The following is a 23,778-nucleotide window of genomic DNA, read 5'->3' as shown; positions in this document are numbered from 1 at the left end:
GGCCATCACTGCTTTTTTTCGATAGAATCAGCGCGGCGCGAAAGGGGCGCCAGATTATTTTATTCAGTTAAGGACGATGGTTATGAAAAAGTCTGTTTTTGTCAGCCTTGTTATGCTCGCTCTGGGAGCAAACGTTAATGCCTATGCCGATAAACATACGTTCACTCTTGGGTATGCGCAAAGTAAGGTCCAGGATTTCAAGGATATTAACGGGATAAACCTTAAATACCGCTATGAATGGGACTCACCGCTGAGCCTTATTGGCTCGCTTACCTGGATGAGCGGCAGCGGAAGCTACACGCCCGACATCGACTCTATGGATAGATTTGATAGCCATGCGAAAGTGAAATATTACTCGCTCTCCGTCGGGCCTGCCTGGCGCTTCAGTCAATATATCAGCCTCTACGGTTTGCTCGGCGTAAATTATAATAAAGTCGACTATCGCGAAGGCTGGTATAACTATGAAGGGCGCTACGTTTATATGGGCGAAACCAGGCTCAAAGAGAATAAAACATCTCTGATGTATGGCGCTGGCGTGCAAATTAATCCGGTCGAGAACCTGGCGATAGATATCGGCTATGAGGGATCGCGTCTCGACGTTGCTGATAAAAACATGTCGATTAACGGCTTCAATGTGAACCTGGGCTACAGCTTCTAAATCTGGCCTTCACCCTTAAAAAAGGCGCGGCTGATAATTCAGCTGCGCCTTTTGGCATGTTGTCGCCACGCTGGCGTTACTGCGCCAGCGCTTCCAGCCGGTCGCGGAACGAGGTAACGGCGATAGCGCGGTTATCGGCCAGATAGCGATCTTTCGCCGCTGGCGCCGAACTTTGTACCGCAATCAGCTGCCAGCCATTATTGTTTTTCAGCAGCAGCGGTGAGCCGCTGTCGCCCGGTAGCGTATCGCACTGATGAGAGAGCACGGCGCGCTGTGCCCAGCCGGTAATCAGGCAGTCGCTATGGGAGTAGAGCGTATCCAGGTGATCTTCCGGATAGCCCGCCTGCGTCACTTTTCGGCTCGCCTCTTTTAAGGCGGCGGTCAGATCGCTACGCGATCCGTCAAACAGCGGGATCGGCGTAATCGCGGAAGGCGGGTTGCGCAGAATAACCAGGCCGTAATCGAAAGGCGCGGCGTCGGTCGGGACTATCCAGCCCTCGCCGTCAGCTTTTAGTTTGCGCGCCAGCGCCGGCTCGACGCGCGCGTCGATATCATGGATTTCATAACGCCAGCCGCGATCGCTGGCCATAAAGCGCAGCGCAACCGGCTTATCGAATTTGCCCGGCGGCGTCAGTAAGCAGTGTCCCGCCGTCAGCGCCAGGTGGGCGGAAATCAGCGTGGCGGTACAAAGATTGCCGCTCTCAGTTTCCAGCTGACCAATGGCGTCCCAGGGAGCGGCGGTAACGTCGCCGATCGCTTTCCGGTGATCTTTGCCAAAGAAAAGCATTTTGATTTCATCGGGATTCGGTGCATCGTCGTCATCATCGGCGTGAGCCAGAGTGGTGAAGCAGAACAATCCAGTCAATAGCAAAATAGCCAGGCGCATAGGTCTCTCAATGGCGAGATTTAAAAAGAGGTTATTGTCATCACGCATGCGCAATAACTATAGTCGGTGAGCGGTAAAAAAGGGAGATTTATTGGAATAATCAGCACGCTACAACGACTAAATAAAGAAGAAGGCCGCGATGACGCCGCAGAGGATCATCACCAGCAGAATAATTTCAAAACGATAGCGACGCACCATTTCCGCAACTCCAGTAACGAAACACCCGGCAGAACCGGGTGTTTTTATTATTCAACGCTTCTTAAGGCGCAGGTGCGCAACCTTAATTATTTAGCAGCGGCTTTTTTAACTGCTTTGTGGTGCTTTTTAGCAGCCTGGGCTTTCTGCGGAGCAGCAGCTTTTTTGGTTGCTTTGTGGTGTTTTTTAGCAGCCTGAGCTTTCTGTGCAGCCGCTTTCTTAGCTACTTTGTGGTGTTTTTTAGCAGCCTGGGCTTTCTGTGCAGTTTCTTTCTTGGCAGCTTTGTGGTGCTTTTTAGCGGCCTGAGCTTTCTGCGCAGCGTCTTTTTTCACAGCTTTTTTGTGGTGCTTTTTAGCAGCCTGAGCTTTCTGAGCGGCTTTGTGTTTCTTGTGCGCGACTTTATGCGTGGTTTTAGCAGCCGGCGCAGCGTTAGTCGTGGTAGTGGTCGCAGCAGGAGCTGCTGCAGCTGGCGCAGCGGTGGTGTCAGCAGCGAAAGCAACAGAAGAGAGACCCATAGCAGCGGCGATGACCAGTGCAAACAATTTTTTCATTGCAAATTCCTCGAACATTTTTTTCATGTGTAGCCCACTGCGGGGCCGGTGAAAAGACTATATAAAATGCGAGGAACAGTTTCCGTGGGTGTTTGGTATCGGCGTGTAACCGATTGTACAAAGCGGGAAAAAGGCGGCCGGGAAGGCCGCACAGATTAACGATTCAGGTAGCGTTGTTCAAGATGCTGGCGGAAAAAGCGTGGATTAAGCGCTTCGCCGGTGGCATTGATCAGCAACTGTTCGGTAGGGAAGCGGCTGCCGTGCTGCCAGATGTTTTGCTGCAGCCAGTCAAATACCGGCTGAAGCTCCCCATGCTGAAGGCGGTCGCTTAAGTCCGGCAGCGCTTTTTTCACCGCCTGGAAGAGCTGCGCCGCGTACATAGCGCCCAGCGTATAGGTCGGGAAGTAGCCGAAGGCGCCGTCGGTCCAGTGAATATCCTGCATACAGCCGTCACGGTAGTTGCCGCGCGTATCAATACCCAGCGACTGCTGCATCTTTTCATCCCACAGCGCGGGAATATCGTCGACCTCGATCTCGCCTTCGATTAGCGCGCGCTCAATCTCGAAACGTAAGATGACGTGCGCCGGATAGCTCAGCTCATCGGCGTCGACGCGGATAAAGCCGGGCTTAACGCGCTGCGCCAGACGCACAAAGTTGTCGGGCTGTAGCGCAGGCTGCTCGCCCAGCTTCTCGCGCACCTGCGGCAGAATGCGCTGCAGGAATTCACGGCTGCGGCCCAGTTGCATCTCCATAAACAGGCTTTGCGACTCATGGATCGCCGTAGAGCGCGCCTGACCGACCGGCTGGTTGCGCCACTGCTGCGGCAGACCCTGCTCGTAACGCGCATGGCCGGTTTCATGGATCACGCCCATCAGTGCGCTGAGAAACTCATTCTGGTTATAGCGCGTGGTAATACGTACATCCTCCGGCACGCCGCCGCAGAAAGGATGTGCGCTGACGTCAAGTCGACCGTGGCGGAAATCAAAGCCCAGCGTCGCCATGACATTCAGGCCCAGCTCGCGCTGCGCGGCAATGGCGAAGGGACCTTGCGGCTCATCGATCTTCTCCTGCGCCTGCTTCTCCACCACGCGCTGCAGCAGATCGGGCAGCCAGCTCTTCAGCTCGCCGAAGGTTGCATCCAGTTTCGCGCCTGTCATGCCGGGCTCGTAGAGATCCAGCAGGGCATCATAGCGCGATGTGCCATTCGCCTCTGCGCGCAGCTGCGCCTCTTCGCGGCTCAGGCGCACCACCTCTTTCAGGTTGACGGCAAAGCCTTGCCAGTCGTTCGCCGGACGCTGTTCGCGCCAGGCGTGCTCGCAGCGCGAACCGGCCAGCGACTTCGCTTCCACCAGCGAGGCGGGCAGCAGCGACGCCTGCTGCCACGCGCGCTGCATTTCGTGCAGGTTGGCGCGCTCGACGTCGTTAAGATCGGCCTGTTCGGCCTCTTTAATCAGCTCACCGACGTGCGGATCGGTCAGAATCTCATGACGCAGCACGCCCATCTCCGCCAGCGCTTCGCCGCGCGCCTGGCTGCCGCCCGTCGGCATCATGGTTTGCATGTCCCAGCCCGCGACCGCCATCAGGTGGCCGAAGCGGGAAAGCCGCTGAAAAGTCGCACTAAGTTGTTGGTAAGCAGTAGGCATCAGAAACTCCTTGTAAGGGTTTATCGCGCGGAAAGCTTACGCAAAGGTAGATCAACCGGCCAGCAAAAGCGAACGCTGGCCCCGCCCAGCGGGCTGCCTTCGATGCTGACGTGGCCGCCTAACGCCTGCGCGATGGAGTAAACGATCGCGAGCCCCAGACCGCAGCCGCCGGTGGCGCGATCGCGGCTCGGATCGAGACGGACAAAAGGTTCGAAGACGCGTTCGCGCTCCTCAGGCGGAATGCCGGGGCCATCATCCTCAACCTGCAAGCAGCCGAGCGCGCCGTCGAACCACAGGCTGACGCGCAGCCGGTGGCCGGCGTAGCGCAGTGCGTTATTGACCAGGTTATCCAGGACGCGCTCCATCAGGCGGGTGTCGGACACGCCGTGGTTTTCGCGCTGCGGCAGGTCGAGATCGATCTGGGTTTGCGGATTGAGGGCGCGCACGTCGTTAATATGCTCGCGCAGCCAGTGCGCCAGGTCGAGCGAGGTCAGGTTGAGGTCGACGCGCGGCCGATCGAGACGCGCATAGGTCAGCAGCTCCTCAATCAGGCTCTCCAGCTGGCCGATATCGCGGTTAATCGCGGCGGATTCGCCTGCGGTAAGATTGTCGCTCATCTCCAGCCGGTAGCGCAGACGCACCAGCGGCGTACGCAGCTCGTGAGCGATGCCGTCAATCAGTTGCTTTTTGCTCGCTACCAGCGTGTTAATGTTCTCCGCCATCTGGTTAAAAGCGATACCCAGGCGAAACAGGCTGGAGGTATTGTCAAAATGGGTACGGACATCGAGCTCGCCGCGGCCAAAACGCTGCGCCGCAATCTCCAGACGCTGCATCTCCTTCCAGTGCGGTCGCATCCAGATAAAGACCGGCAGCGCCAGCGACATGCCGATAAACACCAGCAGCGCGATATCCAGCAGCCGCATCTGATGCAGGTAGAAAAGATAGGGGATAGGGCCGACGGAAAGAACGTAATGGCTGCGCGGAATATGCTGTAAAAACGTGTACTGATCGTCCAGCGCGACGATTTCACCGGCGCGCAGGCGACGCATATCGGGTTCGTCGAGCTGATATTTGCTCATCGGTTCGATATGCAGGTCGAACGACAGGCCAAGGTCGAGGCTTTTAATCGTCTTGTTCCAGTCGCGCGGCGGGATTTCGCGCAGCTCGCTGCGGATCAGATAGAGCGAGCTCGCCATCAGATCGTTCATCGACTGTCTTCCGGCGCGTTCGGCGGTGAATTTGTAGACCAGACCCACCAGCAGCGCCATCACCAGAAAGCAGACGAACAGCAGCAGATAAAACTGGATAAACAACTTTCTCATGCCTGCGTATCCCACGCCTGTGGAGCGAACAGATAGCCTTTGTTGCGAATGGTTTTGATACGGAAAGGCTCGGTGGCGCTGTCGTGCAGCTTTTTACGCAGGCGCGAAATCGCCACGTCGATGCTGCGATCCATGCCGTCATAGCTGACGCCGCGCAGGGTCTTCAGCAGCGCATCGCGGTTCAGGATCTGTCCTGCATGGCTGGCCAGCTCCCACAGCAGGTCGAAATCGGCGGTCGAGAGCACGATTTGCTCGCTAAAGAGCGTGACTTCGCGGTTCAGCGCGTCGATGGTCAGCGAGCCGAAGCGTAGCAGCTTCTGCTTCTGCGCCACGGCAGGCGTGGGCGTCTCATCGCTTTGTCCCTGCTGCGCCTGGCGCAGATGGAGCCGCAGCCGCGCCAGCAGCACCGCAGGCGGCGTGGTTTTCAGAATATAGTCCTGTGCGCCCATCTCCAGTGCCAGAATATGGTTCATGTCGCTGTCGAGCGAGGTGAGCAGCACAATCGGGCCTTGCCACTGTTGTCGCTGGCTGCGCAGATCGCGGCACAGCGTCATGCCGTCTTTGCCCGGCAGCATAATATCCAGCATGACGAGATCCGGCTGTTCGGCCGCGATCACCGCTTCAGCGCGGTCGCCGCGCGTCTCGACAATCACCTCAATATCATGACGGCCAAGGTAGGCCGCAATCAGCGAACCGACTTCCGGCTCGTCTTCAACAAAAACGATTTTATTCATAATCCACTGCGACAAATTAGCCTGGCGAGCAGCATAGCTTTTCCCGGTCCTGAGCACTATGCCGCCGCACGAAATATCCCTGCGTTACTGGTATCTGCACGGCAAAATGTGCCATCATTAACTCTGCGTTTAAGCAAGGTTCTGAACCGTAATGAAAAACAGAGGGAGAGAGAGGGTGTCTGATAAAGAGCTGGCTTCAGCCGTATACAGTGACCGCATCTGCTTAAACTATAGCGATTTTCTCTCCGCCTCGTGCAAAAAACGCTGGAGTTTCGTCGACGCCATTTATGGCGTGATGCCGATTTTTGGCATGGTGACGCGCAAATCCTCGGCCCGCAGTGTACAGGCGAGCGACGAGCATCTGAAAGAATTAGCATTGCAAATCATTTCGACCCAGGTCAGCGACGAAATCAATATCGCCCGTCTTATCACCCTGGCAGAACAGCAGCACATCAGCCGTTTTGATATCCAGCTGCCTTATCCGCTCTCCGAGCAGCAGCTGGATGCTATCCATCAGGAATACCGCAAACCGCTCAACCTCACACAGCGCGACGACCTGCTGTGCGTGGCGATCCCCGGTCAGCCGCACTAAACCATCAGCTGCCACATTGCGGGCAGCGACGCCGCCATTAACAAGCCGATAGCCACACGCTCCAGCTGCGTCAGCGAGATATCGCCGCGTCCGCCGCGCCGGGCGAACAGAAACAGCAGCAGGCCAGGCGCGTAAAGCACCACCGAAAGCAGCAGATGCAGCGGCCCGGAAGCGTAGAGCAGCCACAGCCCATAAAAGCTGGCGCCGAGTCCCACCGCCAGCGCCAGCGGCTGCGCTTTTCCACGCGTCAGCTTCACCAGATAGAGTCCCACCAGCAGATAAGGCACCAGTATCATCTCAGAGGCGATAGTCAGCAGCGTATTGTAATCGGCGTGGGTCAGGGCAATCAGTATCAGGCAGATCTGCACGCTGCCGTTGGTCAGCCACAGGGACGCGGCAGGCGCGTTGCGACCATTCTGGCGCGCAATGCTCCGGGGAAAGGCGCCCTGCTGCGCGGCGATAAAAGGCACTTCCGCCGCCATAATGGTCCAGCTCAGGTAGGCGCCGCATACCGAAACGATCAGACCGGCCGCAATCACCGCATCGCCCCAGTGGCCCATCAAACGTGTCATCAGTCCCGCCATTGACGGGTTACGCATCTGTGCCAGCTCGGCGCGCGGTACGACGCCCAGCGACAGCAGCGTCACCAGCAGATAGACCAGCAGCGCCGCCAGCACCGCCAGCAGGGTGGCGCGACCAACATCCTTTTTCTGACGCGCGCGGGCGGACACCACCACCGCGCCTTCCACACCGATAAACACCCACAGGGTAATCAGCATGGTCTGCTTCACCTGCTCCCACAGCGGCTTACCGAGCGAGAGGCCGGAAAAGTCAAAATGGAACCGGTCGTAATTAAACGCCGCTACCGCCAGCATCACGAACAGCAGCAGCGGCACCAGCTTGCCTAACGTCGCCAGCAGATTGATGCTTGCGGCGGTTTGCACGCCGCGCAGCACCAGAAAATGCACCATCCACAGCAGCAGAGACGCGCCCAGCATCGCCTGCCAGGTATTACCGTCGCCGAAAACCACCCGGTTGGGGGTATCGGTAAAAAAGCTCAACGCGGAGAAGACGATCACCAGATAGGAGACGTTGGCGATAACGGCGCATAGCCAGTAGCCCCAGGCGGAGCAGAAGCCAAGGAGTTCGCCGAAACCGGCACGCGCATAGGTGAAGATGCCGCCATCCAGCTCCGGCTTCAGCCGGGTCAGCAGCAGCATGGCCAGCGCCAGAAACAGAATGCCGACGCCGGTAATGACCCAGCCGATCAGCAGAGCGGCCGGTCCGGCTACCGCTGCCATATTCTGCGGCAAACTGAACACGCCTGCGCCCAGCATTGAGCTGAGTACCAGCGCAGTAAGCGCGCTGAGACCTAATTTTTTCTCCAAAATACCCTTCCCGCTAGCATAAGTGGCTGGATTATGTTCTGAGCGACGAATTTAACCGCGCTTTTTTGCTTTTACATGACTAATTCACCTAAAAGCAGCGCGCAGATTCTACGGAGTGCGAAAAAGGATGGCAATGCGTGGTTATGCAAAATTGTGAAGGGATAATGCAAACAGTAGGGCGGCGGGCGCCGCCCTGAAGGAAATTACTTGAAGAGATCGGCGGTGACGGTCAGGTTGCCGCCGCTCTGGTTCTGCCACTGGCGGGTAACATGATAGTACTTCGCCCCTTTGTCGGCGGCGCGTTTCGCCACTTCTTCAGAGATTTCAGTCGGCGTGCCGAAGTGGCCGGTAAAGGTAACGGTGTCAAACGGCTGCATCTGCGCGGCGGTAATGGCGTTCACTTCCTGAACCGACTTGCCGTTCGCCAGCTTCACGGTATAGCGCTGGCCGGTAGAGCTCTGGGTTTCAAAGAAGCGGCCCACGCTGCTGCTCGGCGTTTCTGACGAGGCGACGCCCGGGATTTCGACGCGCTTCGCCGCTTCGCCGCCGGCCGCCAGCGCCGCTTTACCCGCTTCGGAATCGGCCGGGATCAGGTTCGGACTCTGTACCTTACGCTCTTTCGCGTCAGCTTTATAAACATAGGCGGTGATGTACTGGTTGCCGCCGTTATTGGCGTCGACCTGGCGCACAATATAGAACGAGGCCGCGCCTTTTTCTTTCGCTGCTTTGCTAATGGCGTCGTTGACGTCCGGCTGGCTGGAGAAGAAGCCGCTGACGCTCACGGTGTCAAACGGCTCCAGGCGGTAAGCTTCCGCTTTCGGCAGCTCTTTAACGCCGTTAATCACGCGGTAAGTAGTGTCGTCGCTGGCTTTCGGCGCGTCAGCTTTATAAAGGTCAGCCGTAACGCGCCAGTTGCCGCTGTTGCCGTTGCTGTCGTTGATGCCCTGAATGTAATAAGAGGCTGCGCCCAGCTCATCCGCACGTTTCGACACCGCGTCGGCAGCGTCGTTAATCGCATTAAAGCGGCCGGTGACGTTAATACGTTCGAATGGTTTCAGCTCGGCCGCTTTTTCCGGCGTCAGTTCCTGCGCGGCGAATGCATTGGCCGCGAGCAGAGATAACAAGGTTGACGCCAGAATGGTGTTCTTCAGCTTCATAAAAATGATCCTTCGCCTTACGCAAAATGAGTACGAAAACGTGCTGGACTCTTGATGTATAACAGATTAGCCGCTGATTATTGCATGTTATAAACAGGCTGTCGCAGCCAATTTATGCGACAAATCTCGGGAAATTGATAGTTAAATTCATCATGACGTCATGCAAATTTGCTACGGCCATTTTTTGTACCGATTATCACTTAAGATGGTAACGCTTAGTGGTTAATCAGTTAATGCATTGTTAAATAAAGGTTTTTATTAACAAGAAATTCGTCATGATTCGATTCTGCTTAGCAGAATATATTTCAAACTTTTCAATTCGCAGTCGCATAGCGCGGCTTTTCTCCTGGGACGCTGAATAATCGTATGAATGTCACCGGCGGGCGTTCTGGTTGTAGATCGCTGTTCATATTTTCAGTAGGTTATAAATACTTTGATACAAGTGCATTCCGTTCATAAGCGCCTGAAATCCTGTTTCAGGCGCTGTGTCGCTATGCAATCGACAGGCCATCATCACGTGATGAAAGGGATGAATATGTTAATTGGAATACCCAAAGAGCGATTGCCCAACGAGGCGCGCGTGGCGGCGACGCCGAAAACCGTTGAGCAGCTTATCAAACTGGGTTTTAGCGTTGCTGTCGAGCACGATGCGGGCAAACGCGCCAGTTTTGATGACGAAAGTTATGTCGCCGCAGGCGCCAGCCTCTGCGATGGTCAGCAGATCTGGCAGTCCGATATCGTGCTGAAGGTGAATGCGCCTGACGATGAGGAGATCGCCCTGACGCGAGCGGGCAGCACGCTGGTGAGCTTTGTCTGGCCGGCGCAAAACGCGGCGCTGCTGGAGAAGCTGGCGGCGCGGCAGGTCACCCTCATGGCGATGGACGCCGTACCGCGCATCTCGCGCGCGCAGTCGCTGGATGCGCTCAGCTCGATGGCGAACATTGCGGGCTATCGCGCCATTGTCGAAGCCGCTCACGAATTTGGCCGTTTCTTTACCGGGCAGATTACCGCGGCGGGTAAAGTGCCGCCGGCGAAAGTGATGGTGATCGGCGCTGGCGTCGCCGGACTGGCGGCTATTGGCGCGGCGGGCAGCCTCGGCGCTATCGTGCGCGCCTTTGATACCCGCCCGGAAGTGAAAGAGCAGGTGCAAAGCATGGGCGCCGAATTCCTGGAGCTCGATTTTGAAGAGGAAGCGGGCAGCGGCGACGGCTATGCGAAAGTGATGTCCGAAGCCTTTATTAAAGCGGAGATGGCGCTCTTCGCCGCGCAGGCGAAAGAGGTCGATATTATCGTCACGACGGCGCTGATCCCAGGCAAGCCCGCGCCGAAACTGATCACCGCCGAGATGGTGGCCAGCATGAAGCCAGGCAGCGTGATTGTCGATCTGGCGGCGCAAACCGGCGGCAACTGCGAGCTGACCCAGGCCGATCGCGTTACCGTTACCGATAACGGCGTGAAGATCATTGGCTATACCGATCTGCCCAGCCGCCTGCCGACCCAGTCCTCGCAGCTTTACGGCACCAATCTGGTTAACCTGATGAAGCTGCTGTGCAAAGAGAAGAACGGCGAGATCGCCATAGATTTCGAGGATGTCGTGGTCCGTGGCGTGACCGTGATCCGCGACGGCGAAATCACCTGGCCTGCGCCGCCGATTCAGGTCTCCGCTGCGCCGAAAGCGGCGCCCGCCGCGGCGCAGCCTGCGGTCAAGGAAGCGGCGAAACCTGCGCCGTCATGGCGCAAGTATCTGCTGCTGGCGCTGGCGGTCGTGCTGTTTGCCTGCCTTGCCAACGTCGCGCCTGCCGAGTTCCTGTCGCACTTTACGGTGTTCGCGCTCGCCTGCGTGGTCGGCTACTACGTGGTGTGGAACGTCAGCCATGCGCTGCATACGCCGCTGATGTCGGTAACCAATGCCATTTCCGGCATTATTGTGGTCGGCGCGGTGCTGCAAATGGGACATGGCGGCTGGGTCACTTTTATCTCATTTATTGCGGTGCTGATCGCCAGCATCAATATTTTCGGTGGTTTCACCGTCACCCAGCGCATGCTGAAAATGTTTCGTAAGGGGTAACAGATGTCTGGCGGATTAGTGACTGCAGCATACATTGTTGCCGCGATTCTCTTTATTTTCAGCCTGGCGGGGCTCTCGAAACATGAGACCTCGAAGCAGGGCAATCTCTTTGGCATCAGCGGGATGGCGCTGGCGCTGCTGGCGACTATTTTTGGTCCCGACAGCGGCAACGTTGCGTGGATTTTGCTGGCAATGGTTATCGGCGGCGCGATCGGCGTGCGCCTGGCGAAGAAGGTTGAAATGACCGAAATGCCGGAGCTGGTGGCTATACTTCACAGCTTCGTCGGTCTGGCCGCCGTGCTGGTGGGCTTCAACAGCTATATCGATCATGGGCCGGGTCTGCCTGCGGTGATGGAAAATATTCACCTGACGGAAGTCTTCCTCGGCATCTTTATCGGCGCGGTAACCTTTACCGGTTCGCTGGTCGCGTTCGGCAAGCTGCGCGGCAAAATCTCATCGCGCCCGCTGATGCTGCCGCATCGCCACAAGCTTAACCTGCTGGCGCTGGTGGTCTCCTTCCTGCTGCTGCTGTGGTTTGTGCGTACCGACAGCAGCGGCGCGCAGGGCTTTTCGCTGCTGCTGATGACGCTGATCGCGCTGGCGTTCGGCTGGCATCTGGTGGCCTCTATCGGCGGCGCCGATATGCCGGTGGTGGTGTCAATGCTCAACTCGTACTCCGGCTGGGCGGCGGCGGCGGCGGGCTTTATGCTGAGCAACGACCTGCTGATCGTGACCGGTGCGCTGGTGGGTTCGTCGGGTGCCATTCTCTCTTACATTATGTGTAAGGCGATGAACCGCTCCTTTATCAGCGTTATCGCTGGCGGCTTCGGCACCGACAGCAGCGCAGGCGGCGAAAGCGAAGAGGCGGGCGAGCACCGCGAAATCAGCGTGGAAGAGACGGCCGAGCTGCTGAAGCAATCTTCTTCGGTCATTATCACGCCTGGCTACGGCATGGCGGTGGCGCAGGCGCAGTATCCGGTGGCGGAGATCACTGAAAAGCTGCGCGCGCGCGGCATCAAGGTGCGCTTCGGCATCCATCCGGTCGCCGGGCGTCTGCCGGGCCATATGAACGTGCTGCTGGCAGAGGCGAAAGTGCCTTATGACGTGGTGCTGGAGATGGATGAGATCAACGATGACTTTTCCGACACCGATACCGTTCTGGTGATTGGCGCTAACGACACCGTCAATCCGGCGGCGCAGGACGATCCGCGCAGTCCTATTGCGGGCATGCCGGTGCTTGAGGTGTGGAAAGCGCAAAACGTTATCGTGTTTAAACGCTCGATGAATACCGGCTACGCCGGCGTGCAGAATCCGCTGTTCTTTAAAGAGAATACGCAGATGCTGTTCGGTGATGCCAAAGCGAGCGTGGAAGGGATACTCAAAGCGCTGTAAAGAAAAGGGCGGCCAGCTGGCCGCCCTTGTTATTCGTCATCATCCTCTTCATCATCATCAAGCGTAACGGGCGAATTAAAGTCGTCAGGCTTGATCGCCAGCAGGTCGCAGCGCAGATGATCGATAACCTGTTCCGCCGTATTGCCAAGGAACGCCGCTGACAGACCGGTACGGCCGATAGTGCCGAGCACCACAATCCCGGCGCTGAGCTGACCGGCGATATCGGGAATGACCTCTTCAGGCAGCCCTTTTGCGACGTGAGTGAACTCTTCGCGAATTGAAAATTTCTGACGCAGCGCTTTCATCGCCACCAGATGCTGGCCACGAATCGCATCGTTGTAGACGCTGGGGTCGAAGTCGGGTAGTTCGATAGCTATATTGATCGGCGTAATCGGGTAGGCGCCGACCAGATGCACCTCAGTATGATTCACCATCTCCGCCAGCCGGGTAGTTTCCCGGATCAGCTTCTGATTCAGCTCATCGTGGTGCGGCTCTTCACTGGCGAGATTCACGGCTACTATCGCTTTGCCGCCTTCCGGCCAGGGCTGATCTTTTACCATCCACACCGGGCAAGGGCACTTACGCAACAGATGCCAGTCGGTAGGCGTAAAGATCACGGCCTCCAGCCGATCGTGCTGATGCGCCATCTTCAGCACCAGATCGTGCCCGTGCGCCAGCACCTCCTGAATAATCGCTTCATAGGGGCGATTGTGCCATACCACCTTGATTTCAATATCCACGCCCGCTTCGAGATAGGCGCGCGCCTGCTCGCGGATCCATTCGGTGCGCTGGCTGATAACGCCTTGCCGCATGGATGAACGCTCATCTGGCGAGAGCAGCGTGGTCATCTCATAAGAGAAGTCATAAATCGGCAGATAGGCCTTAATTTTGCCGCCGATGCGCTGATTAAGGTAAACCGCGCGTCGTAACGCAGGCTGATCGTCTTGCTGGGGATCGATAGCGACCAGCATATTTTGGTAGCGGGACATAGGGAATAACTCCTTAAACCAGGCCGAACTGGTTTAAAGATAGCCTAAGTTAGGAGCGGGAAGAAGCGGAAAAGTTACTGTGGGATCAATAAACTAACAAATTTACGCCGGCGATCAGAGTTGCAGAGGCATTGCGCGCATACCTGCAACTCTAATCATTAGCCGGCCAATTAATTAAGCAGCCTGAACGCTCTGACCGGCCAGTTCAGCAAGCAGGTCATGGTTTTCTATAGTGATATATTTGCCTTTTACCGCCAGCATGCCCGATTTCTGAAAACGACCGAGCAGGCGGCTGATGGTTTCGACGGTCAGGCCAAGGTAGTTACCGATATCACCGCGCGTCATCGTCAGGCGGAATTCACGCTGGGAAAAGCCGCGCTGGCCAAAACGACGCGAGAGGTTCCAGATAAACGCAGCCAGACGTTCTTCAGCATTTTTCTTCGACAGCAGCAGGATCATATCCTGGTCGCCTTTGATTTCACCGCTCATCAAACGCATCATCTGCTGACGCAGGGCAGGCATTTTACCTGATAAATCGTCCAGCGTTTCGAATGGGATCTCGCACACCATCGCCGTTTCCAGCGCCTGGGCGAAGCTGGGATGATTGCCGTTCATGATCGCATCGAAACCGACCAGATCGCCCGCCAGGTGAAAGCCAGTAATCTGCTCGTCGCCCTGTTCAGTAATGGTGTAGCTCTTGATCGTGCCGGAGCGGATAGCGTAGAGCGATTTCAGATCGTCGCCTGCTTTAAACAGCGTCTGGCCTTTCTGAATAGGTTTTTTACGCTCGATAATGTTGTCGAGCTGATCCAGCTCATGTTCATTCAGGGTGAACGGGATACACAGCTGACTAATGCTGCAGTCCTGACAGTGGATGGCACAGCCACCCGACTGAATACGGCGAATGGTGCGTTTTTCAGTGATCATAATGTACGCTCGACGATTATTGACTGGTGTCAATTTTATCATTTTTCCCGCTGAAATGAACTCATCAGAGCAGTTTTAGCCTCAGAAAGTGTAGGGATGTCAGGCGTGGCGCGGAGCCGCGTTCTGACAAGCCCTGTACGTCACATTTTTGCTTTTTGGCACGAAAACTTTCCACTTTATTGATCTGGATGGGCGTTTTTTAAACGGCTTCCTGACGCGCTTCACCACTGGCGCACTGTTTTTTCCCTTTGCTACTATTGCATCTACAGAGGCGAGTGTGATCTCTGTAATTCCTTATTGACCTGGCGTGAGAAAATTCCATGAACCTTGACGATGAAGACCTGTTTCGGGATGCCATGGGTGATGTCACTCCATTAAAAGATAGCGCCAGTACTTTATGGCTGAAATCGCCCTCAACCAAAGCGCCGCGTCGTCCTGAAACCACGATTGCGGAAGAGAACTTTCTGACGCGCGGCTACCTCGACATTATTCCGCTTGCCACGCCGCTGGAGTATAAAGCCGACGGCATACAGCAGGGCGTGCTGGATAAGCTGCGCAAGGGAGAATATAAGATGGATGCCAGCCTGAATCTGCTGCGTCAGCCGGTGGAAACCTGCCGTCAGGCAGTCTTCAGCTTTATGCTGCAGGCGCGCAAAGAGGGTTTGCGCAATTTACTGATCATCCATGGTAAAGGGCGCGACAACGAATCCCATGCCAATATTGTGCGCAGTTACCTGGCGCGCTGGCTGCGTCAGTTTGACGACGTGCAGACCTTTTGCACGTCGCAGCCGCAGCATGGTGGCGCGGGCGCGCTCTACGTCGGCCTGCGTAAAACAGAAAAAGCGCGGCTGGATAACCGTGAGCGTCATGCTAAACGCAGCCGTTAGTCCGGCGCTTTGCGGATGGTCGCCATCAGGATTTCGGCGCTGAGACTCAGGGGCTGGCCGGTGCGGGTGATAATGCCGACCGGTTCGCCCGGTCCTGACGAGCTGATGGGCAGGGCGCACAGGGCATTGTGCGCCAGATCTTCCTTGATGGCGCCGGAGGGCACAAACCAGACGTAGTCATACCGCAGCGCCAGCTGGCGCGCGAGCGACGTCGATGAGGTTTCAACGCAGGTGCTGGGCAGGGTGCAGCCCTGTTCATCCAGCATCTGTTGTGCGATACGGCGCGGCGCGGTCCCTTCCGGCGAGATCACGACCGGCCACTGCATGGCCCGCGACAGCGTGACGTTGTCACTCAGAAGCGGATGCTCCGGCCGCACCACCAGCTTCAGCGATTCGAGAAACAGCAGTTCGTAGGTCAGGCCAGTCATCATTTCACTGTCCGCCATACGACCAATGCCGATATCGAACTCGCCTGCACGCAGCCCGGCCAGCAGCACGTTATTGTGCAGGGTGGCGACCTGGACGGTCGCATGAGGCTGCTGCTGATGAAAGCGATCGAGGATTTGCGGCAGCATGCCCATCGCCGCCGTAGTGAGCGCACCGAGTCGGATCACGACCGGACGGGTTGAAACCGGCAGGTTAAAGCTCTGGCCTGCGTGATTAAGCGCATCCAGCACTTTCACTGCGTGGATCAAAAACTGTTCGCCCATGGTGGTAAGCTGCGCGCCCAGGCGGCCTCGCTCAAACAGGCGAACGCCTGTCAGTTCCTCAAGCTCATTCAGCGTTTTAGACAAGGCGGGCTGACTGAGGCTCAGGGTTTCCGCCGCGCGGCCCAGGGTTCCCTGTTGCGCCACCGCAACAAAGGTATGAAGATGGCGCAAGCGAATGCGCTGATTGAAAAGGATATTTTTGTCCATATCATAAAGTTAATAAGTTTTGTCGCTACACGGCAACCAGTAAAGATGGGTTTTGTTAACTTTGCTGCAAAATAAAATTAACAAAAAGGGGTGATTTAGCTTTGTTATTGATTTTTAAAGCTAAATAATCTCAGCCGCGTGACGCGTCTGCCAGCCTGCAAAATAAGATTAAAACGAATTCAACGCGTTAAGCCCTAAATATTGAATAATTCTCAATATCATATAAAAATCGAACGCCTTATTGTTAACGATGGGATATCATAGCTGCCGTTTTTTTTACCAAAACTGATGTTTCAAGAGATGAGCGCAGTGAGGAGTTCGCAGTGACCAGCATTGAAGCAGTAGACGTTCGCCAGTTAATCAATCAGTCAGAGCTGAGCCGTTGGCAAAAGCGTCTGATTGCGCTCTGCTTTATTGTGGTCGCCCTTGACGGCATGGATATCGCGCTGATGGGCTTTATCGCCCCGACGCTCAAGGCGGGCTGGGGTGTCACCAATCATCAGCTTGGCGTAGTGATCAGCGCGGCGCTCGTCGGGCTGGCGCTCGGCGCCATGCTGGCGGGGCCGCTGGCCGATCGTTACGGCCGCCGCATGATGATTATCCTCAGCGTCTTTTTCTTCGGGCTATGGACGCTCGCCACTGCGCTGGCAAATAACATCGAGCAGATGATGCTGTTTCGCTTTTTGACCGGTCTGGGCCTGGGCGCGGCAATGCCTAACGTCGGTACGCTGGTGGCAGAATATGCGCCGGAGCGCCGCCGCGCCTTTATCATTACCGTGGTGTTCTGCGGCTTTACCTTCGGCGCCGCCAGCGGTGGTTTTGCCGCCTCCTGGCTGCTGCCGCGCTACAGCTGGCATGCGGTCATGATGCTGGGCGGCATCCTGCCGCTGGTGGTCCTGCCGTTTTTAATGCGCGGTGTGCCGGAGTCGGTGCGTTTTCTGATTAGCCGCCGCGCGCCGGCGACGCGCATTCACGCTATTCTGGAGCGGATGCTGCCCGGTGCCACACGACCCGACAGCGCGTTTCACTCGCAGGAGCCGACGCCGCAGACCCAGGGCGCAATCGCTACCGTCGTCTCCCGTCGTTATCTTTTCGGCAGCCTGATGTTGTGGGGCGGCTACTTTATGGGGCTGTTTCTGGTTTACCTGATCGGCAGCTGGCTGCCATCGCTTATCAATACGCTGGGCATGTCAGTTACCGACGCGGCTATTATCACCGCCATGTATCAGGCGGGCGGTACCCTTGGCTCGCTGTTTGCCGGCTGGCTGATGGATCGCTTTAATGCGAATCTGGCACTGGCGGTCATCTATTTCTGCGGTGGGCTGGCGATTGTCACGCTGGGCTTTTCGCCTGCAGAAGTGGGGATGATGAGCGGCATCGCCTTTCTCAGCGGCTTCTGTTTCAACGGCGCCAATACGGGCATGAATGCGCTTTCCGCCAGCTACTATCCCACCCATGCGCGCGCGACGGGCTCAAGCTGGATGCATGGTGTTGGCCGCGTCGGGGCTATCCTCAGCGCCTTTGTCGGCGCGGAGATGCTCTCTCTCGGCTGGTCTTTCAGCCTGATCTTCGTCCTGCTGGCGATTCCCGCGCTGCTGACCACGTTGATGCTGGTGATGAAAAATCGCTTCGGCTTTAAGCCGATCACAAATCCGTAACTTTTTTGCCTGCCGATTTCGCGTTGCTCTACAGTAGCAGCAACGTCGATCATGTCAGGAGCAGGCACCATGAATCACTTCCTCAGCGCGGACGCTATTCGTACGCGCTTCTCACAGGCGATGTCCGCAATGTATCAGCAGGAGGTGCCGCAGTATGGCACGCTGATGACGCTGGTACAGCGCGTCAATGCGCGTTGTTTAGCCGACCGTCCGGCGCTGAAAGCGCGGCTGGAAGCGGCGGACGAGCTTGAGCGCCTCAATCTGGAGCGTCACGGCGCCATTCGCGTCGGCACGGCTGAAGAGCTGGCGACGCTGCGGCAGATGTTCGCGGTAATGGGTATGGAGCCGGTCGGCTACTACGATCTGTCGCAAGCGGGCGTGCCGGTGCACTCCACCGCGTTTCGTCCGGTCAGCGACGCGGCGCTGCGCCGCAATCCCTTCCGCATTTTTACCTCGCTGCTGCGGCTGGAGCTCATTGACGATCTTCAGCTGCGGGAAAAAGCGGCGGCGATACTGGCGCGGCGCGACATTTTTACGCCGCGCTGCCGGGCGCTGATCGCGCAACATCAGCAGCAGGGCGGCCTCAGTGACGCGGACGCCGACGCCTTTGTCAAAGAGGCGCTGGAGACGTTCCGCTGGCATGGCGTGAGCACTGTCGACAGCGAGACCTATCAGGCGCTGAGCCAGCAGCATCGCCTGATTGCCGACGTGGTCTGCTTTCCGGGATGCCATATCAATCACCTGACGCCGCGCACGCTCGACATCGACCTGGTGCAGTCGCTGATGCCGGAATACGGCATCGATCCAAAAGCCCTGATTGAAGGGCCGCCACGACGCGAAGTGCCGATTTTGCTGCGGCAGACCAGTTTTAAGGCGCTGGAGGAGCCGGTACGTTTCCAGCAGGGCGAGAGCGGCACCCATACCGCGCGCTTTGGCGAAATCGAGCAGCGCGGCGTGGCGCTGACGCCGAAAGGCCGCGCGCTGTACGATCGTCTGCTGGCGGAAGCGGGCACAGGCACCGACAACCAGCAGCATCAGCAGCGGCTGGCCGAGGTATTTCGCGATTTTCCCGACGATGAGCGCAGCCTGCGCGAGCAGCAGCTCGCCTGGTTCGACTATCGGCTGAGCGAAAAGGGCGAGGCGCAGCCGCCGCGTCCGGGCGAATCGCTGGCGACGCTGATCGAGCAGGGACGCATTATCGCCGATCCGGTTGTTTATGAAGATTTTCTGCCGGTCAGCGCGGCAGGTATATTCCAGTCAAACCTGGGCGATAAGGCGCAGGCGCGTACAGCAGGCAATGCCAGCAGGGCGGATTTTGAAGCGGCGCTGGGCGCGTCGGTGCAGGATGAGATGCAACTCTATCAGGCGCGTCAGCAGCAATCGCTGGTACGATGCGGTATCAGCGACGCTTAACGCGGGCGGCTCAGCATATTCTGCAAATGCACTAAGGACATAGACAATATCTTAACGGCCTGTAGATAATGCCTTAACGCTTTATCAGGGAACAGGTAATGAAAAACAGACGACCTCTGCGCCTCCGAACAGCGGAAGGCGAGCTAAGAGGAAGTATGGATGATGATCTCTTTGTCTTTAAGGGTATTCCTTATGCCGCCGCGCCGGTGGGCGCGCTGCGCTGGCGCGCGCCGCAGCCGGTAACGCCCTGGCAGGAGGTGCGCGACGCGACCGCATTCGGCGCCGCCTGCTGGCAGAACCGCGCGCTCTGCGTTGCCGCAGGCGGCGGCGATCCCGGCCCGCTCAGCGAAGACTGCCTTTATCTCAACGTCTGGACGCCTGACGTCGAGCCGTCACGGCCATTGCCTGTGATGGTCTGGCTGCACGGCGGCGGTTTCGTTATGGGATCGGGCGGGCTGACACCCTATAACGGCAAGCCGATGGCGGCGCGCGGCGCAGTGGTCGTAACGGTGAATTACCGTCTCGGTCATCTCGGTTTTTTCGCGCATCCGGCGCTGGACGCGGAGTACCGCGACGGCGGCATCGTTAATAACTTCGCTCTGCTCGACCAGATAGCGGCGCTGCAGTGGATACAGCGCAATATTCCTGCATTTGGCGGTAATCGTGACAACGTCACTATCTTTGGCGAATCGTCCGGCGCGCGCAGCGTGCTTTCGCTCTGCTGCTCGCCGCTGGCGGAGGGGCTGTTTCATAAAGCGATCGTGCAAAGCGCCTACAGCCTGCCGGACAAACCGCGTAAAGCGGCTTTGCAAGTGGGCGAGCAGGTCGCGGCGCATTTCGGTTTGCGCAACGCTACCGCGCAGCAGCTACGCGAACTGCCTGCCGACGCCTTCTGGCCGCTGGAGTCGCCTTTGTGGCACGGGCCGGTGCCGATTGCTGGCGACGCCGTGTTGCCGCAGCCGGTATTGCCCACCTTTATGGCGGGGCGACAGCATCGCATTCCGCTGATGGCTGGCAGCAACAGCGACGAAGCCAGCGTGCTGGGTTATTTTAATGTGGATACCGCCACAGTCATACGACAGCTGCGCGCCAGCAGGCCGCTCAGCTATCGGCTGCTGAAATGGCTATACGATATTCACGACGATCGCCTGCTGGGACGTGCGGCAGCGCGCGATATGGCCTTTAGCGTCATGCCGTGGATCCTGATGCGCGCGCAGCACAACGTCGGCATGCCGGGCTGGCGCTACTGGTTCGACTATGTTTCCGAACAGTCGCGCGATCTCTATCCGCACGGCGCATGGCATGGCAATGAGGTGCCCTATACGCTTAATACCCTGGCGACGATGCAGCCTGCCGACAGTGAACGCCCCTACACCGCCAGCGATCGCGCCTTTTCGCAGCGTATGGCGGATTACTGGTTCGCCTTTGCGCGCGACGCAAATGAATTCAGCCACCGGCTGGAGGGCGAAATAAGCTGGCCCACCTGGCATCCCGGCGAAGATCTCACGCTGTCGTTCGGTGAAGGCGGTGAGAAGACGCTACTGCTCAAACGCAATTTTATGCGCGCGCGTCTGAGGCTGTTTCGCCTGATGATGAAAAGTATGGTAAAGCTTTGACGGCTAATTATTAAGGCAGCAGAACTGATTTTTACCCGGCATTTTCGATGCTAACCTTTGTAAATCATTACGTTATGCTTAAGCCTCCCAGAAGCATTAAGCAACTTTATTGCTAACTAAACCGCTGTATCTTCCTTAATTTCTGCCGATAACGCCATTATGCCCGAGATTATCGGGCCCCTCTCGGTTTTCACCGTCAAGGATTTGGCTATGGGTATATTAAAAAATTTCACGATTCGCACCGTCATGTTGTGGATACTCGGTCTCTTTTGCTTGCTGTGGTGCGCAGTAGGCTGGTTCAGCGTGCACTCGCTCGGTTCGCTCAGTGAGGGCAACGACGTCGATCGTCATCTGGTGGCGCAGATGACCACCTTAAGCAAAGGCAACGACCAGTATTTTCGCGTCATCACGCGCCTGTCGCGCATTATGGAAAGCAAAGCGGGCGGTGCGCAGCCGACTGAGGCGGACTGGCAGCCGGTTCAGCAGGCGCTGAACAATATGACGCAACAGCTGGCGCAGTTTAAGCAGATGGCGCCAGGCCCGATGGAGGCGCAGATCGTCGACCAGGTGATCGGCAGCTGGCAAAAGCTGCTGGATGAGGGTGTGACGCCGCAGCTGCAGAAAGCGCGTCAGGACTCGCTGGAAGCCTATCGCCAGCACGCCAGTACGGTAACCCCTGCGCTGAGCCGCGCTTTTGGCGCCAGCGCCGAGGCGTTCAATCAGGCGGCGGCCGTCAAGCTGGATCAGACCCGTGTCAGAGTCGATCGCCTCACCGTACTGACGAAAATTACGCTGGTGGCAGCGGTCATTCTGGGCTTAGTGATCCTGCTGTTTACCGATCGCTATCTGGTCACCATGCTGGTGAAACCGCTGGATCGCATCCGTGAGCATTTCGCCGTGATCGCCACAGGCGATCTTAGCCAGCCGGTTGCGCCGTTCGGACGCAACTGCGTCGGCAAGCTGGTGCCGCTGCTGAGCGCCATGCAGGAGAGCCTGCGCGAAGCGGTCAGCGCGATCCGCAGCGGTACCGAGAATATCTCGCGCGGCGCGGCAGAGATCTCAGCGGGCAACAACGATCTCTCTTCACGCACGGAAGAGCAGGCGGCGGCGCTGGAACAGACTGCCGCCAGTATGGAACAGCTGACCGCAACGGTGAAATTCAACGCCGACAACGCGCGTCAGGCCAGCATGCTGGCAGAAACCGCCTCGTCAACGGCGCAGCAGGGCGGCCAGCTGGTGAGCGAAGTGGTCTCTACCATGAACGGCATCTCCGGCAGTTCGAAAAAAATTGCCGAGATCACCAGCGTCATCAACGGCATCGCTTTCCAGACCAATATTCTGGCGCTGAACGCAGCGGTTGAAGCGGCGCGTGCCGGCGAACAGGGGCGTGGCTTCGCAGTCGTCGCCAGCGAGGTGCGCAATCTGGCGCAGCGCAGCGCCGCCGCGGCGAAAGAGATCGCCGCGCTGATTGAAGATTCGGTACAGCGCGTGGACAAAGGCGCGGTCCTGGTGAGCAACACCGGCAGCACCATGCACAATATTCTTAAGTCGGTGCAGGATGTCGACGCCATCATGAAACAGATTGCCGCCGCGTCGGAAGAGCAGAGCAAAGGCATTTCGCAGGTTGGCGTAGCCGTCACCGAAATGGACAGCGTGACGCAGCAGAACGCCTCGCTGGTGGAGGAGGTCTCATCCGCCGCCGCCGCGCTGGCGCGTCAGACCGAATCGCTGGAAGCCTCGGTCTCCCGGTTCCGTCTTTCGTCGCACGAGCCGATTGCCAGCGCGCCGCCTCGCGGCAACAGCGCTACGCCGTCCGTAGCCGCAGCGCATCGCTCTGGGGCAGACCAGAGCGGCGAATGGGTAACCTTTTAATCGCGTGACAGCCATGCCGCCAGATCCGACAGGAAAGGCGGCGCATCTTTGACCGGGCGCTGCAGCAGGCTGTAGGCCGCCCCGGTTTTCACCCGACTGGCGAACGGCGCAATCAGGCGTCCGTTCGCCAGATCGCTCTCCACCAGATTAATATCCGCTACCGTTACGCCAAAACCCTGTATCGCCGCGCTGATCGCCAGATCCATGGTGCTGAAGTGTTGATTACGCGTCATCGTCAGCCTGGTATTCTGGGCGTCGAGCCACAGCTGCCAGTCGCGGCTATCGCTGGTGGGATGCAGAAAGGTCATCGCCGCCAGCGCCTCGGGCGAGGCGGGCGGCGCGATGTCGGCGGCCATGACCGGCGTAATCGCCTCATCAAACAGATGTATCGTCCCTGGCAGCGGCGTACCGTAAAGGATGGCAGCGTCGAATCCATCCAGCTGAGCGTGATGCTCCAGCGTGGTGGTCAGGGCGACATGCAGTTCCGGCCGCTGCTGCTCCAGCGCCACCAGGCGCGGCACCAGCCAGCGCATCGCGCAGGTCGGCGCTTTTAGCCGAATGACGCCGTGATGGCGCATCGCCCTGTCCGTGGCGCTCAGCATCTGTTCAAAACCCTGGCGCAGTTCTGGCAGCAGCGCTGCTCCCTGTGCGGTCAGGCGCAGGCCGCGCGCGTGCCGCTCGAACAGCGCGAAGCCCAGATAGTGTTCAAGCGTGGCGATTTTGCGGCTGACTGCGCCCTGAGTAATACAGAGCTCGCCCGCTGCGCGCGTCAGGTTGAGATGGCGCGCGGTCACCAGAAAGGCGTGTATAGCGTTAAGCGGCAGAGAACGCGGCATTATCACTCCAGCTATGCATTTTAGTCATGGCTATTATGACAACAATTCGCTTGTCGGCTCAAGCGCCGGGTCGTTGA

The 23,778-nt window shown here is 57.8% G+C and carries 20 protein-coding genes; 9 read left to right on the top strand and 11 right to left on the bottom strand.

Annotated elements, in window-relative coordinates:
• Positions 1–82 precede the first annotated feature (82 nt).
• Positions 83–658 (top strand): Ail/Lom family outer membrane beta-barrel protein, encoded by a 576-nt coding sequence (locus EKL29_RS04040; protein ID WP_120452725.1) that lies wholly within the window; start codon positions 83–85, stop codon positions 656–658.
• 76 nt (positions 659–734) lie between these two features.
• Here the strand turns inward: EKL29_RS04040 and EKL29_RS04035 are convergent, their stop codons facing one another.
• From EKL29_RS04035 to rstA, 5 genes are all read right to left on the bottom strand, one after another.
• Complete coding sequence (locus EKL29_RS04035; protein WP_120452723.1) at positions 735–1,544, bottom strand: serine protease; 810 nt, start codon at positions 1,542–1,544, stop codon at positions 735–737.
• Positions 1,545–1,828: 284 nt separating this feature from the next.
• Positions 1,829–2,290: an acid resistance repetitive basic protein Asr gene (gene asr, locus EKL29_RS04030; protein WP_120452906.1), complete on the bottom strand. Its 462-nt coding sequence runs from the start codon at positions 2,288–2,290 to the stop codon at positions 1,829–1,831.
• A 155-nt stretch (positions 2,291–2,445) separates the two neighbouring features.
• The gene (locus EKL29_RS04025; RefSeq protein WP_120452722.1) at positions 2,446–3,933 is read right to left on the bottom strand and encodes a carboxypeptidase M32; all 1,488 of its coding nucleotides are present in this window, start codon (positions 3,931–3,933) and stop codon (positions 2,446–2,448) included.
• A 20-nt stretch (positions 3,934–3,953) separates the two neighbouring features.
• Complete coding sequence (rstB, locus tag EKL29_RS04020; RefSeq protein ID WP_126688904.1) at positions 3,954–5,255, bottom strand: two-component system sensor histidine kinase RstB; 1,302 nt, start codon at positions 5,253–5,255, stop codon at positions 3,954–3,956.
• Positions 5,252–5,989 (bottom strand): two-component system response regulator RstA, encoded by a 738-nt coding sequence (gene rstA / locus EKL29_RS04015; protein ID WP_120452719.1) that lies wholly within the window; start codon positions 5,987–5,989, stop codon positions 5,252–5,254. The genes rstB and rstA overlap by 4 nt, the downstream gene beginning before the upstream one ends.
• 175 nt (positions 5,990–6,164) lie before the next feature.
• Here rstA and EKL29_RS04010 point away from each other — a divergent pair, with 175 nt between their 5' ends.
• A complete protein-coding gene (locus EKL29_RS04010) occupies positions 6,165–6,581 on the top strand; it encodes a hypothetical protein (RefSeq protein ID WP_120452717.1) in 417 nt (138 codons plus the stop codon).
• Here the strand turns inward: EKL29_RS04010 and EKL29_RS04005 are convergent.
• Both EKL29_RS04005 and ydgH read right to left on the bottom strand, forming a co-directional pair.
• Positions 6,578–7,969 (bottom strand): amino acid permease, encoded by a 1,392-nt coding sequence (locus EKL29_RS04005; protein WP_126688903.1) that lies wholly within the window; start codon positions 7,967–7,969, stop codon positions 6,578–6,580. The genes EKL29_RS04010 and EKL29_RS04005 overlap by 4 nt on opposite strands.
• Positions 7,970–8,172: 203 nt before the next feature.
• Entirely contained in the window at positions 8,173–9,126 is a 954-nt protein-coding gene (ydgH, locus tag EKL29_RS04000) for a DUF1471 family protein YdgH (RefSeq protein ID WP_126688902.1), read from the bottom strand.
• Between the two features lie 535 nt (positions 9,127–9,661).
• Here ydgH and pntA point away from each other — a divergent pair.
• Both pntA and pntB read left to right on the top strand, forming a co-directional pair.
• Positions 9,662–11,194 carry a Re/Si-specific NAD(P)(+) transhydrogenase subunit alpha gene (gene pntA, locus EKL29_RS03995; protein ID WP_120452904.1) on the top strand — a complete coding sequence of 511 codons (1,533 nt, stop codon included), beginning with the start codon at positions 9,662–9,664 and terminating at the stop codon, positions 11,192–11,194.
• A 3-nt stretch (positions 11,195–11,197) separates the two neighbouring features.
• The gene (gene pntB, locus EKL29_RS03990; protein WP_120452711.1) at positions 11,198–12,586 is read left to right on the top strand and encodes a Re/Si-specific NAD(P)(+) transhydrogenase subunit beta; all 1,389 of its coding nucleotides are present in this window, start codon (positions 11,198–11,200) and stop codon (positions 12,584–12,586) included.
• 29 nt (positions 12,587–12,615) lie between these two features.
• On the opposite strand, the gene uspE is transcribed toward pntB, so the two are convergent.
• On the bottom strand, positions 12,616–13,575 hold the full coding sequence (gene uspE / locus EKL29_RS03985) for a universal stress protein UspE (protein ID WP_120452709.1): 960 nt from the start codon (positions 13,573–13,575) through the stop codon (positions 12,616–12,618).
• Positions 13,576–13,749: 174 nt separating this feature from the next.
• Complete coding sequence (locus EKL29_RS03980; RefSeq protein ID WP_120452708.1) at positions 13,750–14,502, bottom strand: FNR family transcription factor; 753 nt, start codon at positions 14,500–14,502, stop codon at positions 13,750–13,752.
• A 320-nt stretch (positions 14,503–14,822) separates the two neighbouring features.
• Here EKL29_RS03980 and smrA point away from each other — a divergent pair, with 320 nt between their 5' ends.
• Entirely contained in the window at positions 14,823–15,389 is a 567-nt protein-coding gene (smrA, locus tag EKL29_RS03975) for a DNA endonuclease SmrA (RefSeq protein ID WP_126688901.1), read from the top strand.
• On the opposite strand, the gene EKL29_RS03970 is transcribed toward smrA, so the two are convergent.
• Entirely contained in the window at positions 15,386–16,306 is a 921-nt protein-coding gene (locus EKL29_RS03970) for a LysR substrate-binding domain-containing protein (protein WP_120452704.1), read from the bottom strand. The genes smrA and EKL29_RS03970 overlap by 4 nt on opposite strands.
• 323 nt (positions 16,307–16,629) lie before the next feature.
• Here EKL29_RS03970 and EKL29_RS03965 point away from each other — a divergent pair, with 323 nt between their 5' ends.
• From EKL29_RS03965 to EKL29_RS03950, 4 genes are all read left to right on the top strand, one after another.
• Positions 16,630–17,964: an aromatic acid/H+ symport family MFS transporter gene (locus EKL29_RS03965; RefSeq protein ID WP_120452702.1), complete on the top strand. Its 1,335-nt coding sequence runs from the start codon at positions 16,630–16,632 to the stop codon at positions 17,962–17,964.
• 69 nt (positions 17,965–18,033) lie between these two features.
• The gene (locus EKL29_RS03960; RefSeq protein ID WP_120452700.1) at positions 18,034–19,377 is read left to right on the top strand and encodes a VOC family protein; all 1,344 of its coding nucleotides are present in this window, start codon (positions 18,034–18,036) and stop codon (positions 19,375–19,377) included.
• Between the two features lie 98 nt (positions 19,378–19,475).
• Positions 19,476–20,993, top strand: coding sequence for a carboxylesterase/lipase family protein (locus EKL29_RS03955; RefSeq protein WP_126688900.1), 1,518 nt, complete (start codon positions 19,476–19,478; stop codon positions 20,991–20,993).
• A gap of 210 nt (positions 20,994–21,203) precedes the next feature.
• Positions 21,204–22,865 carry a methyl-accepting chemotaxis protein gene (locus tag EKL29_RS03950; RefSeq protein WP_120452697.1) on the top strand — a complete coding sequence of 554 codons (1,662 nt, stop codon included), beginning with the start codon at positions 21,204–21,206 and terminating at the stop codon, positions 22,863–22,865.
• Here the strand turns inward: EKL29_RS03950 and EKL29_RS03945 are convergent.
• Positions 22,862–23,701: a LysR substrate-binding domain-containing protein gene (locus EKL29_RS03945; protein ID WP_120452694.1), complete on the bottom strand. Its 840-nt coding sequence runs from the start codon at positions 23,699–23,701 to the stop codon at positions 22,862–22,864. The two genes, EKL29_RS03950 and EKL29_RS03945, sit on opposite strands and share 4 nt — an antisense overlap.
• Positions 23,702–23,778 lie beyond the last annotated feature (77 nt).

The sequence above is a fragment of the Pantoea sp. YU22 genome, assembly GCF_003970755.1.
Classification (GTDB): Bacteria; Pseudomonadota; Gammaproteobacteria; order Enterobacterales; family Enterobacteriaceae; genus Pantoea; species Pantoea piersonii.
Note: the sequence above shows the minus strand (reverse complement) of the source record. Positions and strands in the feature narration are given on the sequence as shown.